The following is a 14,647-nucleotide window of genomic DNA, read 5'->3' as shown; positions in this document are numbered from 1 at the left end:
CAGGCTCCGAAAGCAGTTTTTATAGGAATCAACGGCGGCTGTAACGCGCCACCAAACGGTCACCGGTCATCTGCAGGGCCTGCACCAGCACCAACAGCAACACCACGGTGACCACCATTACGTCGGTCTGAAAACGCTGGTAGCCGTAGCGAATCGCCAGGTCACCCAGGCCGCCGCCACCGATCACGCCGGCCATGGCGGTGTAGTCCACCAGCACAATCGCGGTCACGGTCACTGCCGCCAGCAGCCCGCCCCGGGCCTCCGGCAACAGGGTGTGGCGGATGACCTGCCAGGTGCTGGCGCCCATGGATTGGGTGGCCTCGACCACGCCGCGATCCACTTCACGCAGCGCGGTTTCCACCAGCCGCGCAAAGAACGGCGTACAGCCCACCACCAGCGGCGGGATGGTGCCCGGCACGCCGAGGGAGGTGCCCACCAGTAAGGTAGTCAGCGGGATCAACACGATCAGCAGGATGATGAACGGCAGCGAACGCAGCACATTGACCACCACCGAAAGCAACCGATACACCACCAGCGCCTCGTGCAACTGGCGCTTGCCGGTGAGAAACAGCAGCACGCCCAGGGGCAGCCCCAGCAGCACGGTAAAACCCAGCGCAGCGGCGAGCATGCTCAGGGTTTCCAGGCAGGCCTGGCCGATATCGGCCCAATAGATGTTCTTGAACAGTTCGGCCATGGATCACGACCAGTCATGGCGCGGAGGCTTGGCACCGTTGAGCAACCAATTGCCCACCACGTGGTACTTCCAGCGCACCGGGTCGTGCAAGGTGTGGACCCGCGCGTTGCGCCAGTGGCGGTCGAAGTTGTGCTTCTTCAAGGTGGAACGGGTGCCCCCCAGTTCGAACAGTTTGTTGCTGGCGTCGATGGCGATTTCAGTGGTCAGCACTTTTGCTCGCGCGACGGCCAGAGACGCGTGGGCGACGTTGTCTTCATCTGGGGCCGGGCGCGCGGCATCCAGGGCAAAGCCGGCGCGGTCGAGCAAGGCTTCGGCGGCTTCCAGGCGAATATCCAGGGCACCGACCTGAATGATGGTCAGTGGATCCTCGCTGGCTTTCTCCACCCCGGCGTCGATCCATGGCCGGGCGAATTGCTGCACGAACTGCACGGTGTCGCGCAGCGCCGCACGGGCAATACCCGCGTCGATGGCGGCAGTGGTCAATTGTGCGAAAGGTCCGGCCAACGTTGGAGAATCGTAGGATTTATGCGTGGGAAACAGATTGAACGCCGGCACCCGCAAATCCTGCGCGAGTACCGTCCCGCTGGAAGTGGTGCGTTGGCCCATGCTGTCCCAATCGTCAACCACCACCAGCCCTTCGGTGCCACGCGGCACAAAGGCCAACTGGGCGTTTTGCTGTTCATCCAGTGCCAGCACCGCCAGCCAATGGGCGTAGAGCGAACCGGTGCAATAGCCCTTGCGCCCGTTGATCACGTAGCCGTCGCCTTCGCGGCGAATAGTGGCCTGGATGTCCTGCACGTGCTTGCCGCCGGTTTCCGACAGCGCATTCGCAAACCGGTGACCTTGCAACGCCAGGCCAAAGAAGTGTGCCTGTTGCTCGGGCGTACCTTGCAGGCGGATATCTTCCAGCAGGCAGTAGTGGTTCTGCGGGATCTGCCCCAATGACGGGTCGGCCGCCGAAATAATCGCGATTACCTGGGCCAGCACCGCGTAAGACACCTGCGCCCCACCAAACGCGCGCGGCACGCTGATGCCCCACAGGCCGCTGTTGGAATACAGGTCCACCACCTCGGCGGGCACCTGGCGAGTGCGGTCGCGCTCGGCGTCCTGCTCCAGGAGGACGGTGGCGACGCGGTGAGCGACGGCAATCGCCTCGGCGGCATCGCGGATCAATGCGGCATGGGGCGTGTGGATCGGGTAATCGGCAGATACAGGCAGTACAGACATACAACGCTCTCGGGCGAATGGTTTGCCAGAGGTATTGCAGCTTCTGTGCCGGGGCCGAAACCGCTGGTTTGGCCATAAAAACCCGCCCAGGTCCGCTTATGGCGCAGCAAACTGCCTGTTCACTGTTGCCTGACAGACACCTCGTCGGTTGCCCGCAGGCCCCGCCATACGTGGCCTATAGTGAAAAGGCCGTGCCTCCACAACCACAACTCAAGGAGAACGAAATGAGCGTTAAACCTATCCCCGAGGGCTTCCACAGTGTCACGCCCTACTTGGGCGTCGAAAAAGCTGCCGAAGCCATCGAGTTCTACAAGAAAGCCTTTGGCGCCATCGAAGCCATGCGCCTGGACATGCCCGACGGCAGAGTCGGCCACGCCGAGCTGCGTATCGGTGACTCGCCGATCATGCTGGGCTCACCCTGCGATGAAAGTGCGTTTGGCAGCCCGCGTGATGGCCACACCAGCGTCGGTTTGCATGTGTATGTCAACGACGTCGACGCGCAATACAAACAAGCCATCGCAGTCGGTGGCACACCGATCTCCGAACCCAAGGACCAGTTCTACGGCGATCGCTCCGGCACGCTGAAGGATCCATTCGGCCATGTGTGGTTCCTGGCCACTCACAAGGAAGACCTGACCGAGGCGCAGATTCGTCAGCGCGCAATGGAGATGTTCAAGCAAGCCTGAGCTTTTGTAGGAGCGAGCTTGCTCGCGAAAAACGCCATGACAACGCCTGCATTCGGGAGGCTGGCGTTATCGTTGACCTTCTTCGCGAGCAAGCTCGCTCCTACATCACACTTCATGAACAACCCCTCCACGTTTTCGCCCTTGCCCCGAACGCCGCGTGATTCCAGGATGCAGGCAATCATCACAAGGAGTCATTCCATGTTCGCCGGATTCCAAAAAGACAGCTGCCACGTCAACGGCGTGGACATCAGCTACCGCAAAGGCGGTACAGGTCCCGGTCTGCTCCTGCTGCACGGGCACCCGCAAACCCACGTCATCTGGCACAAAATCGCCGAGCAATTGGCCGAGCACTTCACCGTGGTGGCGGCCGACCTGCGCGGTTATGGCGACAGCAGCAAACCGCCGGCCAATGACCACCACACGAATTATTCAAAACGGGAAATGGCCCGGGACGGCGTTGAACTCATGAAAGCCCTGGGCTTTGAGCAGTTCTCGGTGCTGGCCCATGACCGTGGTGCCCGCGTGGCCCATCGCCTGGCCCTGGACCACCCGACCGCCGTGCAACGCATGGTGCTGCTGGACATCGCCCCCACCCTGTCAATGTATGCGCAAACCGACGAAGCCTTCGCCCGCGCCTACTGGCACTGGTTCTTCCTGATCCGTCCGGCGCCGTTGCCGGAAGCCTTGATCGAGAGCAACCCGGAGTTGTACCTGCGCAGCGTGATGGGCAGCCGCAGCGCCGGGCTCAAGCCATTTACCGATGAGGCCTTCGCCGAATACCTGCGCTGCCTGAAACTGCCGGGCGCCGCCACCGGCATCTGCGAAGACTACCGGGCTGCCGCCGGTATCGACCTTGAGCACGACCAGGCGGATATCGACGCCGGGCATCACCTGAACCTGCCGTTACTGGTGATGTGGGGCGTCGAAGGCACCGTCGGCCGCTGTTTCGAGCCGCTCAAGGAATGGCAGAAAGTCGCCACCGACGTGCGCGGCAAGGCCCTGCCGGCCGGCCATTACATTGCCGAAGAGGCTCCCGAATTGTTGCTGGGCGAAGTCCTGACCTTCCTTCGCTGACCCCCTGATTCACTCCCCCACGCAGGCGCGCCAACGCCTGCGACGGGGTCTGCTTGCCCAAAAAAGACTGCGAGATAATAACAATGACAATCAGAAAACTGCTGGGAACCCTGTATATCCAGGTGCTCATCGCGATCGCGCTAGGCGTGTTGATCGGCCATCAATGGCCGCAGATCGGCATCGATCTCAAGCCCTTGGGCGACGGTTTCATCAAGTTGATCAAGATGATCATCGGCCCGATCATCTTCTGCACGGTGGTGTCCGGCATCACCAGCATGCACGACGTAAAGCAGGTGGGCCGCGTTGGCGGCAAGGCGCTGCTGTACTTCGAAGTCGTCTCGACCATTGCCCTGTTGATCGGCATTCTCGCCGCGCACCTGCTGCATCCAGGCGTCGGTTTCAACATTGACGTGAAAACCCTCGACAGCTCGGCCATCGCCGGTTTTGTCGGCCAGGCCGAACACGGCGAAGGCATTGTCGGGTTCCTGTTGCATGTGATCCCCGCGACGTTTTTCGACGCGTTCTCCAAAGGTGAAATCCTGCCGGTGTTGTTCGTTTCCGTGCTGTTTGGCGTCGGCCTGGTGATGGTCGGTGAAAAAGGCCGGCCATTGGTGGGTGTGATCAACCAGGCCAGCGAAGTGTTTTTCCGCATCGTCGGCATTATCAGCCGGGTCGCGCCGATCGGGGCGTTTGGCGCGATTGCGTTCACCATCGGCAAATACGGCGTGGGTTCGTTGCTGCCGCTGTTGAAACTGGTGGGCACCTTCTATATCACCGCGTTTTTCTTCATTGCCGTGGTGCTGGGCAGCATCGCCCGCTACGCCGGCTTCAGCATTTTCAAGTTGATGGGTTACATCAAGTCGGAGCTGCTGATCGTGCTGGGCACCAGCTCGTCGGAATCGGCGCTGCCGCAATTGATCCAGAAACTTGAAAGCCTGGGCGCCTCCAAAGGCGTGGTGGGCATCGTGGTGCCGACCGGCTACACCTTCAACCTGGACGGCACCAACATCTATATGACCCTGGCGGTGTTGTTCCTGGCCCAGGCCACCAATATCCATTTGCCGCTGGAACAGCAGTTGACGCTGCTGGCGGTGGCCATGCTGACGTCCAAGGGCGCCGGGGCGGTGGTCGGCGCGGGGTTTGTCGCATTGGCGGCAAGTTTGGCGGTGGTGCCGACCGTGCCGGTGGCGGCGATGGTGTTGATCCTCGGCGTTGACCGCTTCATGGCTGAATGCCGCTCGCTGACCAACATCATCGGCAATGCGGTGGCCGCGCTGGTGGTGGCAGCCTGGGAAGGTGAACTGGACCGCGAAAAAATGGCGCCTATCGCGCTCAAGCACGGCCGACATGCGCGGGCAGCCGCTCAAGCGAAGATCGCTGCCGAGTAACCGAAGCGGGCCTGGTGTGCCGGAAGGCACACCGATCCGGTGCTATTCTGGCGGCTCATGCCGCCAGCCCTGTTTCTGATGACAAATAAGAAAGATACCGTGCCCCTACCCGAAGACCTGCGGGTGTTCCTGACCGTGATCCGCAAGGCCGGCTTCGCAGCGGCCGCCGATGAGCTGGGCTTGTCGCCGGCGTATGTCAGCAAGCGCATCCAGATCCTCGAAACCACCCTGGCCACCCGCCTGCTGCACCGCACCAGCCGACGCATCGCCCTGACTGAAGACGGCGAGCGGGTGCAGCGCTGGGCCGTGCGTATCCTGGAAGACTTCCAGCAACTCTCCGATGAACTCTCCGACGCCCATGACAGCCCGCGTGGCCGCCTGCATTTGTGCAGCAGCTTCGGCTTCGGCCGCAACCATGTGGCGCCTGCCCTGTCGCTGCTGGCGGAACAGTACCCGGACCTGGAAATCCGCCTGGACCTGTTCGACCGCGTGGTGGATATCGTCAGCGAAGGCTTCGATTTGGAGATCCGCGTGGGCGACGATATCCCCGGCCAGCACATCGGCCGCCGACTGGTGAGCAACCGCCGCGTACTGTGCGCAGCGCCGGCTTATCTGCAACGTCGCGGCACACCGCAACAGTTGAGCGACCTGGAGCAGCACGACTGCCTGGTGCTCAAGGAGCGCGATAACGCGTTTGGCATCTGGAACCTGGAACACGACGGCGCCCAGGAAAGCGTGCGCGTGCGCGGGCCGTTGTCGTCAAATAATGGCGAGATTGTGTTGCAGTGGGCGTTGGATGGGCGCGGGGTGCTGCTGCGCTCGATGTGGGATGTGAAACCGCTATTGGAACAAGGCAAGCTGGTGCAGGTGCTGCACGGGTATACCCAGAGCGCCAACGTGTGGGCGGTGTACCCGACACGGTTGGCGTATTCCGGCAAGCTGCGCGCCTGCGTGGAGTTTTTGCAGGAGCATTTCAAAGGGTTGTCGATTTAAGCCTCGCCCGAGACCTGGAACCGAATCCCCTGTAGGAGCCGGCTTGCCGGCGATAGCGTTGGGTCAGCTTGTTCATCCTTCACTGATACACCGCTATCGCCGGCAAGCCGGCTCCTACAGGGCATGCTGTCAGTTGAGCCAGGGGTTGGCTTGCAGGTGGCGGCGTTCGAAGGCCTTGATCTCGTCACTGCGCTGCAAGGTACTGCCGATGGCGTCCAGGCCAAGCAGCAGCGCCGTCTTGCGCAACGTATCAATCTGGAACGCGATCACCTCGCCGTTCGCCAGGCGAATCTGCTGGGCTTCAAGGTTGACACTGATCTGCGCCTGGTCTGCCTGGCTGACGGTCTTGCCCAACGTCTGCAGCACCGCCTCGTCCAGGGTGATCAACAACACCCCGTTGCGCTGGCAGTTGTCATAGAAAATCCCGGCAAAGCTGCTACCGATCAACGCGCGGATGCCCATTTGCTTCAAGCCCCACACTGCATGCTCACGGCTGGAACCACAGCCGAAATTCGGCCCTACCACCATGAAGCTCGCGCCCTGCCAGGCCGGCTGGTTCAGCACGAAGTCGGGGTTGGGCTCGCCGGACGGCAAGAAGCGCAGGTCGAAGAACAACCCACGGTCCAGGCCGCTGCGGTCGATGCCCTTGAGGAATTGCTTGGGCATGATCACGTCGGTGTCGATGTTGGCCGCCAGCATCGGCGCGGCCTTGCCGGTGACCAGGGTGAAGGGTTGCAGGCTCATGGGCGCGCTCCAAAGTGGCGGATATCAGTGAGGCGGCCGGTTATGGCAGCGGCGGCGACCATCGCCGGGCTCATCAGGTGCGTGCGGGCGCCCGCGCCCTGGCGGCCTTCGAAGTTGCGGTTGGTGCTGGAGGCGCAGCGGTCGCCAGGAGCCAGCACGTCGTCGTTCATGGCCAGGCACATCGAGCAGCCCGACTGGCGCCATTCAAAGCCAGCGTCGATGAAAATCGCCGCCAGCCCTTCGGCCACGGCCTGGTCACGGACTTCGGTGGAGCCGGGCACAATCATCGCGCGGACGTGGTCGGCCACGTGTTTGCCGCGCACCACGCTGGCGGCGTCGCGCAGGTCTTCGATACGGGCGTTGGTGCAAGAGCCGATGAAAGCGTGGCTGATGACAATTTCGCTCAGCGGCATGCCGGCTTCCAGGCCCATGTAGTTGAGGGCACGGCGCATGTCCTGGCGCAGGATCAGGTCGCTGACGTCCTCCGGGTCGGGCACGCGGGCGCCGATGGGCGCGGCCTGGTCGGGGCTGGTGCCCCAGGTGACCATGGGTTCCAGGGTGGTGGCGTCGAGTTGCACCTCCCGGTCGAACACCGCGTCGTCATCGGTGTGGAGTTTTCGCCACTCCAACAGTGCTTTTTCCCACAGCTCGCCTTGCGGTGCGCGTGGTTTGCCCTTGAGGTAGGCGAACACTTTCTCGTCCGGCGCCATGAAGGCGCCACGAGCGCCCGCTTCCACCGCCATGTTGCAGATGGTCATGCGCGCCTCGACGCTCAGCGCGTCGATGGTGGAGCCGCGAAATTCGATGGCATAGCCCGTTGCGCCGGACGCGCCGATCTTGCCGATCAGCGCCATGATCACGTCTTTTGAGGTCAAACCCGGCGCCAGGTCACCGTCTACGGTCACCCGCATAGTTTTCAGACGTTTGTAGAACAACGTCTGGGACGCCAGCAGGTGTTCGATTTCCGAGGTGCCGATGCCAAAACCAAAGGCCCCGAGGGCGCCGTAGGTGGTGGTGTGGCTGTCACCGGCGGCAATCACCATGCCGGGCAGGATAAAACCCTGTTCCGGAGCGATTACGTGTTCGATGCCTTGGCGCTTGTCGAGGATGTCCAGCAGCTCGATACCGAAGTCCCGGCAATTCTCCGCCAGGTACGACACTTGGCGCGCGCCGCCTGCATCCGGCATCGCCGCGATACGCTGGGGCGCGGTGGGGTTCACATGGTCGACCACGGCCAACGCCGTGCCCGCACGCCACACCGTGCGCCCGGCCTCGCGCAAGCCGCTGAAGGCCTGGGGGCTGGTGTATTCGTTGATCACTTGGCGGTCTATATAGAGCAGGACATGGCCCTGGTCATCCAGGGGGCACACCGTGTGGGAGTCGATGTGTTTGTCGTAGAGGGTTCTGGCAGTCATTTCTTAGGCTCACTCAACGGTATGCGCCCATCCTACGCAGCGCCCGGGTCCCATCAATGCCGCTTGGGTGAAGGCTTGGAACATGTTTCGTGTTCGATCGAGGCGTTTAAGCGGGCTGAATGTGAACCTGAAACATTTTCTTTCATATCCGGGTTAGGGATTTCTCATTCTCATCCGTCTTAACTTAGATACAGCCTGTCGCGTCAGCAAAAGCTACGACTGGCCTTTTCCGGGCCTTCACTGCCCCCCTCCGATCAAGACCCTCATTCACATGTCGAAGAAGTCACGTTCCAAACTCTGGTTTCTCGTGCATAGCTGGTTGGCCTTGCCCATCTGGTTCTTTGTACTGATCGTCTGCGTCACTGGCACCCTGGCGGTGGTCAGCCAGGAGATCGTCTGGCTGGCCAACCCGGATATCCGTGCGAGCAAGCCGACGGACGACGCCGAACCGCTGAGCTATGACCAGGTGATCGCCGCGATCAAGCGCGAAGAACCCCAGGTGTTCGTCCAGTCGATCAGCCGCCCCGACGAGTCCCATTTCGCCCTCAGCGTCGACCTCAGCTACCCCGACGGGCGCTCCGTGGAGGTCTACGTCAACCCCTACACCGGCGCGATCCAGGGCATCAGCCCGTCATTCAACTTCCAGGCCTTTACCCGCGCCCTGCACGGCTGGTGGCTGGTGCCGTTCACCAATGGCTACAGCTGGGGCTGGTACCTGGTCTCGGCACTGGGTATTCCGCTGCTGGCGTCGCTGGTCACCGGGCTGGTGGTCTACAAGAAGTTCTGGAAGGGCTTCCTGCGCCCTACCCTGCGTATTCGCCATGGTGCGCGGATCTTCTGGGGTGACTTCCACCGCTTGAGCGGTATCTGGTCGATCTGGTTCATCGCGGTGATCTCCGTCACCGGCATCTGGTTCCTGATCCGGGCGATCCTGGGGGATAACCAGATCTCGATTTCCACCGAGCCGGTCATCCCGGTGATTGCACGGGAAAAAGTGCCGATGTCGGCACCCGGCGTGCCGGCCCCCATGATTCCCGTGGACGAGGCGATCAAGATCGCCACCCAGCGCATTCCTGGCCTGGAGGCGAGCTTCATCAGCCTGCCGCTCAATGCCTACAGCCACCTGCAGATCGGCGGGCGCGGCTGGTATCCGTTGATGTTCCAGACCGCGCAGATCAACCCCTATGACGGCGAAGTCGCGGCGGCGCACTTGCTGTCCGACCGTTCGAAGCTGGAGTTCGTCACCGAATCCATGCGCCCGCTGCACACCGGCGACTTTGGTGGGATCTGGATCAAGCTGATCTGGGCATTCTTTGGCCTGATCATGAGCATGATGGTGTTGAGCGGCCTGCTGATCTGGACCAAGCGCACCGCCCTGGCCACCCTCAATGCCCTCAAGCGTGAAGCCAAGACCCAACACAAGCAGGCGGCCGCCCCCGCCAGGCAGGCTGAAACCTCGGAGGTCACCCCATGAGCAAGGTCGCTGCTGCTAAACCTTCGGCGCTGCGGGCCTTCTGGCTGAAATGGCGCTTCCACATCAATGTGCTGCTGTTGCTGATCCCCCTGGGCTTTATGCCCAAGTACTTCGCTGACGCGGCGCTGTTTCGTGGCGACACCGGCATCGGCGAGCGAGTGGCCGGTGAGGTGCAGGTCGGGCCCTGGAGCCTGACCCTCGCGGAGTTCCGCAATGAAGGCCCACGCCCAGACCCAGCCGGGCCGATGAAGTTCTTCAATGCCGCCCTGTGCGACACCTGTGCCGAACAGGTCAAGGCCACCTACCTGCGTATCGGCAAGCCGCGCAGCCTGCGCGCCGCCGGGGTGATCTTCTTTGGCACGCCGTACCGCATGGGCGCCGGCCTGCCGATCCCGGAACGCACGCCCGCCGACGCCGAACTGTGGGTCACCATGGAAGGCTGGGACGGCACGATGCACCAGGGTTCCATTCCGTTGAGCCAGGCCTCGCCTGCCACTATTGCCTGGCTGAACAAGCAAGGAGTTAAACCATGACTTTGATGCGCATGACCCGCGCCTGTGGCGTCCTGCTGATGTGCGCCGGTTTCAGTACCGTCGCCCTGGCTCACAACCCGATGTGCGAGTGCAAGGAAATCCCCGGCGAGCAGATCCAGTGCAAAGGCGGCTTCTCCGACGGCAGCGGCGCACCCGGCGTGACCCTCGATGTGATCGGCTATGACGAAACCATCCTGGTGCCTGGCAAGCTGGGTGAGGACTCGACCCTGACCTTCAAGAAACCGTCCGCCGAGTTCTACGTGCTGTTTGATGCAGGCCCCGGCCACGTGGTGGAAATCGACCAAGCGGATATCCAGCCGCAATGACCACCACACAGGTTGTACGCCCCGCCGGCGCCGGTCATGAAACCCTCTACGTACTGCTGTTGTGCCTGATCATCCTCGCGGTGGCAGGCTCGGTGATCGCGCTGCACGGTGAATCCCAGGAAGTGGCGGCCGTACCCAGCCATCAATTGGACGCGCGCCGCGACCTGAGCGCCGCCGAGCAAGGCATCTACGCTGACCTGCGGGTGACCCTGGATGAAATCCAGCTGTTGCAGCAGGAACAAAGCGCGCTGCCCAGCCCGGCGCAACTGGCCGAAGAAGGCTTCGCACCCTTTGCCCAGGACGCCAGTTCGGTCAGCCGTGGCGATCACCGCTGGCAATTGCTGGAGCCTTCGGCCTACCTGGGCTTGAGCCAGGCACCGGCCACAGCCGGCTCACTGCTGATGCGTGTGCACGGTGCCGAACCGGATATCTGGCTCAATCGCCAGGCCAACCTCGCCGCCCCTTCCGACCTCACTGACCAGGCGCTGATCGCGGCCGGCTGGCAGCAAGTGGTCGCGCAATTCGATGCCGGCGTCACCCGCCAGCACCGTCACTGAACGAGAAGACCGATTGCCCATGTCTATTTCATCTCCCCTGTTGCGCCTGTTGCTGGTTGGCCTGTTCAGCCTGATGCTCGCTCCATTGGCTAACGCCGAGGCTGCCAAACGCCTGCGTATCGGTATCACCCTGCACCCTTATTACAGCTATGTGGCGAATATCGTCGGCGACAAGGCCGAAGTGGTGCCGCTGATTCCGGCCGGTTTCAACCCGCATGCCTACGAACCGCGCGCCGAAGACATCAAGCGCATCGGCACCCTGGACGTGATCGTGCTCAACGGCGTCGGCCACGATGATTTCGCCGACCGCATGATCGCCACCAGCGAACGCCCGGACATCCCGGTGATCGAGGCCAACGCCAACGTGCCGCTGCTGGCCGCCACCGGTAACGCCGCGCGCGGTGCGGGCAAGGTGGTCAACCCGCATACGTTCCTGTCGATCAGTGCGTCGATTGCCCAGGTCAACAACATCGCCCGCGAACTGGGCAAGCTCGACCCAGACAACGCCAAGACCTACACCCAGAACGCCCGTGCCTACGGCAAGCGCCTGCGCCAGATGCGCGCTGATGCCCTCGCTAAGTTGACCAGCGCGCCCAACCCGGACCTGCGCGTGGCCACCGTGCACGCGGCCTATGACTACCTGCTGCGCGAGTTCGGCCTGGAAGTCACTGCGGTGGTCGAACCGGCCCACGGCATCGAGCCAAGCCCGAGCCAGTTGAAGAAAACCATCGATGAACTGCGCGCCCTGGACGTGAAGGTGATCTTCTCGGAGATGGATTTCCCGTCCACCTACGTCGACACCATCCAGCGTGAGTCCGGGGTCAAGCTGTACCCGCTGTCGCATATTTCCTACGGCGAATACAGCGCCGAGAAGTACGAAGTCGAGATGACCGGCAACCTCAACACGGTGGTGCGAGCCATTCAGGAGTCGGGCGCATGACGGCGGCGGAACAGCTGAATGCGGTCAGCGTCGGCCCGACGCTTGAGTTCGACCAGATTGCGCTGACGCTCGGTCGCACCGTGATCCTTGATGATGTGAGCTTCCAGGTACTGCCGGGCAGCATTCATGCGCTGGTCGGCCCCAACGGCGGCGGCAAAAGCTCGCTGATCAAGACACTGCTGGGCCAGACACCTCACCAGGGACGCTTGAGCCTGCACTGGCCAGCCGCGCCCGGCACCATCGGTTATGTGCCGCAGGCCCTGGAATTTGATCGGGGCTTGCCGATGACCGTGGATGATTTCATGGCCGCCATGTGCCAGCGTCGTCCGGCGTTTCTCGGCCTGTCCAAGCATTACGCCGGCGCGATTGGCGATGCGCTGGAGCGCGTCGGCATGCAAGACAAACGCAAGCGGCGCATGGGCGCGCTGTCCGGCGGTGAGCGCCAGCGCGTGTTGCTGGCTCAGGGACTGATCCCGGCGCCGCAGTTGCTGGTGCTGGATGAACCGATGTCGGCGCTGGATGAAGCCGGTATCCAGGTGTTTGAGCGCCTGCTGAATGACTGGCGCCTGGCGGGAATCACCGTGCTATGGATCGAACATGACCTGGAAGCTGTGGGCCGCCTGGCCGACCGCGTCACCGGCCTCAACCGCCGCGTGCTGTTCGACGCCACGCCTAAAGAGGCGTTGACCCCGGATCGCCTGCTGACCCTGTTCTCAACCCACCCTCGGAGCCCGGCGCAATGAGTTATGAAGCTTTTCGCTTGATGGTCCAGGGCTGGGCCTCGTCCGGTTATCTGCCGGAAGCGCTGGCCTACGGTTTTGTGGTCAACGCCCTGCTCGCCGGCCTGCTGATCGGCCCGGTACTCGGCGGTTTGGGCACGCTGGTGGTGGTCAAGCGCTTCGCGTTTTTCTCCGAAGCGGTCGGCCACGCTGCGCTGACCGGCGTGGCGGTGGGCATTCTGCTCGGTGAACCCTACACCGGCCCGTATGGCGCGTTGTTCGGCTACTGCCTGCTGTTCGGCATCCTGCTCAACTACCTGCGCAACCGCACCGGCCTGGCGCCGGACACCTTGATCGGCGTGTTCCTGTCGGTGTCCCTGGCGCTGGGTGCGAGCCTATTGCTGATCCTGGCCGGCAAGATCAACGTGCATATCCTCGAGAACGTACTGTTCGGCTCGGTGTTGACGGTCAACGGCAACGACCTGCTGGTGCTGGCGGTGGTCGGCTCGCTGGTGATGGCCCTGGCGCTGCCGCTGTACAACCGCATCATGTTGGCCAGCTTCAACCCGCAATTGGCGGCGGTACGCGGTGTAGCGGTGAAGACCCTGGACTACCTGTTCGTGATCCTGGTGACGCTGATCACCGTCGCGGCGGTCAAGGTCATCGGCGCGATCCTGGTGGGGGCGCTGCTGGTGATTCCCGCCGCTGCGGCACGCCTGTTGAGCCAGTCGCTCAAGGGCTTCTTCTGGATCTCGGTCGCGATTGCCACCATCAGCACCCTGTGCGGGATCCTGCTGCCGATCATCTTCGACCTGCCTGTGCCGTCCGGCGCCGCCATCATTCTGGTCGCCGGTATCGCCTTCGCCCTGGCCGCCATCGCGCGCGGCACAGTGCCCAGCCTTAAAGGGAATCTTGGATAATGCGCACCATTCTTTCTCCCCTGGCCCTGGCCATCACTTGTTTGTTCACCACGCCATTGATGGCGGCTGAAGCGACCAAACCCGCTGCTCACGCGGCAAAACCGGTCAAAGTGCTGGCCTCGTTGCCGATCACCTACGGCCTGGCTGAAGTGCTCCTCAAAGGCACCGACGTGCAGCTCGAACGCGCTGCCCCGGCCAACCTGCCGGGTTCGCGGCAAGTGTCCTACTTCACCGGCCGAGGCGCGCCAGCTCTGAGCAAATTGGCACTCGACGCCGACGCCGCCATCGGCCTGCGCTCGCTGTGGGCCGATGACCCGCTGTACCCGGTGGCGCGGCGCAGCAACATCCGCATCGTCGAAGTCGACGCTGCACGCCCTGTGGACGGCGGTTTGCCGGGCATCGCGGTGCAGCCGGGTGTCACCGATGGCCTGAACAGCCAGCCGTGGCAGTCGAGCAACAACATGGGACGCATGGCCGATGTGCTGGCCGCCGACCTGAGCCGCCTCGCCCCCACCGCCAAACCGAAGATCGACGCCAACCTCGCCGCCCTCAAACAGCGCCTGCTCAAGCTCACCGCCAACAGCGAAGCGCGGCTGGCCAAGGCGGACAACTTGAGTGTGGTCAGCCTGAGTGATCACTTCGCGTACTTGGTCAGCAGTTTGAACCTGGAAGTGCTCAGCACCGATGCACGGCCCGACGCGGATTGGACGCCTGAGGCGTTGCAGAAACTGAGTGCCGAGTTGAAGGACAATGAGGTGGCGGTGGTGCTGCATCATCGGCAGCCGAGTGACGCGGTGAAGGCGGCTATCACTGCCGGTGATTCAACGCTGTTGGTGTTGAATGTGGACGGTGCCGAGCCGGTGACAGAGTTGGAAACCAACACTGACCAACTGATAAAGGTGCTCACACGGCCCTAACTGACTGGCTCAATCTTTGTGGCGAGCGGGCTTGCCCCGC

At 62.8% G+C, this 14,647-nt stretch carries 16 protein-coding genes; 12 read left to right on the top strand and 4 right to left on the bottom strand.

Annotated features, from left to right (window positions below; translation table 11 throughout):
- Positions 1–28: 28 nt before the first annotated feature.
- Both HX868_RS04345 and HX868_RS04340 read right to left on the bottom strand, forming a co-directional pair.
- Positions 29–694 (bottom strand): methionine ABC transporter permease, encoded by a 666-nt coding sequence (locus tag HX868_RS04345; RefSeq protein WP_016980232.1) that lies wholly within the window; start codon positions 692–694, stop codon positions 29–31.
- A gap of 3 nt (positions 695–697) precedes the next feature.
- Positions 698–1,921, bottom strand: a complete 1,224-nt coding sequence (locus HX868_RS04340; protein WP_177002026.1) for an SfnB family sulfur acquisition oxidoreductase — start codon at positions 1,919–1,921, stop codon at positions 698–700.
- 224 nt (positions 1,922–2,145) lie between these two features.
- On the opposite strand from HX868_RS04340, the gene HX868_RS04335 reads away from it, so the two are divergent.
- The 4 genes from HX868_RS04335 (at position 2,146) to HX868_RS04320 (ending at position 6,062) form a co-directional block, all read left to right on the top strand.
- Positions 2,146–2,607, top strand: coding sequence for a VOC family protein (locus tag HX868_RS04335; RefSeq protein ID WP_177002025.1), 462 nt, complete (start codon positions 2,146–2,148; stop codon positions 2,605–2,607).
- A 198-nt stretch (positions 2,608–2,805) separates the two neighbouring features.
- On the top strand, positions 2,806–3,681 hold the full coding sequence (locus HX868_RS04330; RefSeq protein WP_177002024.1) for an alpha/beta fold hydrolase: 876 nt from the start codon (positions 2,806–2,808) through the stop codon (positions 3,679–3,681).
- A gap of 83 nt (positions 3,682–3,764) precedes the next feature.
- Positions 3,765–5,069: a dicarboxylate/amino acid:cation symporter gene (locus tag HX868_RS04325; protein WP_033900301.1), complete on the top strand. Its 1,305-nt coding sequence runs from the start codon at positions 3,765–3,767 to the stop codon at positions 5,067–5,069.
- A 78-nt stretch (positions 5,070–5,147) separates the two neighbouring features.
- Positions 5,148–6,062: a LysR substrate-binding domain-containing protein gene (locus HX868_RS04320; RefSeq protein ID WP_218168527.1), complete on the top strand. Its 915-nt coding sequence runs from the start codon at positions 5,148–5,150 to the stop codon at positions 6,060–6,062.
- 129 nt (positions 6,063–6,191) lie between these two features.
- Here HX868_RS04320 and leuD read toward each other — a convergent pair whose 3' ends face one another.
- Positions 6,192–6,806, bottom strand: a complete 615-nt coding sequence (gene leuD / locus HX868_RS04315; RefSeq protein WP_177002023.1) for a 3-isopropylmalate dehydratase small subunit — start codon at positions 6,804–6,806, stop codon at positions 6,192–6,194.
- Positions 6,803–8,221: a 3-isopropylmalate dehydratase large subunit gene (gene leuC / locus HX868_RS04310; RefSeq protein ID WP_177002022.1), complete on the bottom strand. Its 1,419-nt coding sequence runs from the start codon at positions 8,219–8,221 to the stop codon at positions 6,803–6,805. Before leuC ends, leuD begins: the two co-directional genes overlap by 4 nt.
- A gap of 271 nt (positions 8,222–8,492) precedes the next feature.
- Between leuC and HX868_RS04305 the strand changes: the two genes are divergently transcribed.
- From HX868_RS04305 to HX868_RS04270, 8 genes are read left to right on the top strand one after another with little or no spacing between them, the layout of a single operon-like run.
- Positions 8,493–9,695 carry a PepSY-associated TM helix domain-containing protein gene (locus HX868_RS04305; RefSeq protein ID WP_177002021.1) on the top strand — a complete coding sequence of 401 codons (1,203 nt, stop codon included), beginning with the start codon at positions 8,493–8,495 and terminating at the stop codon, positions 9,693–9,695.
- Complete coding sequence (locus HX868_RS04300; RefSeq protein ID WP_025859107.1) at positions 9,692–10,228, top strand: hypothetical protein; 537 nt, start codon at positions 9,692–9,694, stop codon at positions 10,226–10,228. Before HX868_RS04305 ends, HX868_RS04300 begins: the two co-directional genes overlap by 4 nt.
- Entirely contained in the window at positions 10,225–10,554 is a 330-nt protein-coding gene (locus HX868_RS04295; protein WP_016980241.1) for a hypothetical protein, read from the top strand. The genes HX868_RS04300 and HX868_RS04295 overlap by 4 nt, the downstream gene beginning before the upstream one ends.
- Entirely contained in the window at positions 10,551–11,111 is a 561-nt protein-coding gene (locus HX868_RS04290) for a DUF6162 family protein (protein WP_016980242.1), read from the top strand. The genes HX868_RS04295 and HX868_RS04290 overlap by 4 nt, the downstream gene beginning before the upstream one ends.
- A 19-nt stretch (positions 11,112–11,130) precedes the next feature.
- On the top strand, positions 11,131–12,051 hold the full coding sequence (locus HX868_RS04285) for a metal ABC transporter substrate-binding protein (RefSeq protein WP_058426941.1): 921 nt from the start codon (positions 11,131–11,133) through the stop codon (positions 12,049–12,051).
- Positions 12,048–12,794, top strand: coding sequence for a metal ABC transporter ATP-binding protein (locus HX868_RS04280; RefSeq protein WP_177002020.1), 747 nt, complete (start codon positions 12,048–12,050; stop codon positions 12,792–12,794). The genes HX868_RS04285 and HX868_RS04280 overlap by 4 nt, the downstream gene beginning before the upstream one ends.
- On the top strand, positions 12,791–13,690 hold the full coding sequence (locus HX868_RS04275; RefSeq protein WP_177002019.1) for a metal ABC transporter permease: 900 nt from the start codon (positions 12,791–12,793) through the stop codon (positions 13,688–13,690). Before HX868_RS04280 ends, HX868_RS04275 begins: the two co-directional genes overlap by 4 nt.
- Entirely contained in the window at positions 13,690–14,607 is a 918-nt protein-coding gene (locus HX868_RS04270; RefSeq protein WP_177002018.1) for a metal ABC transporter substrate-binding protein, read from the top strand. Before HX868_RS04275 ends, HX868_RS04270 begins: the two co-directional genes overlap by 1 nt.
- Positions 14,608–14,647 lie beyond the last annotated feature (40 nt).

This window comes from Pseudomonas reactans (assembly GCF_013385825.1).
Taxonomy (GTDB): Bacteria; Pseudomonadota; Gammaproteobacteria; order Pseudomonadales; family Pseudomonadaceae; genus Aquipseudomonas; species Aquipseudomonas reactans.
This window is presented reverse-complemented; position numbering and strand designations above follow the sequence as displayed.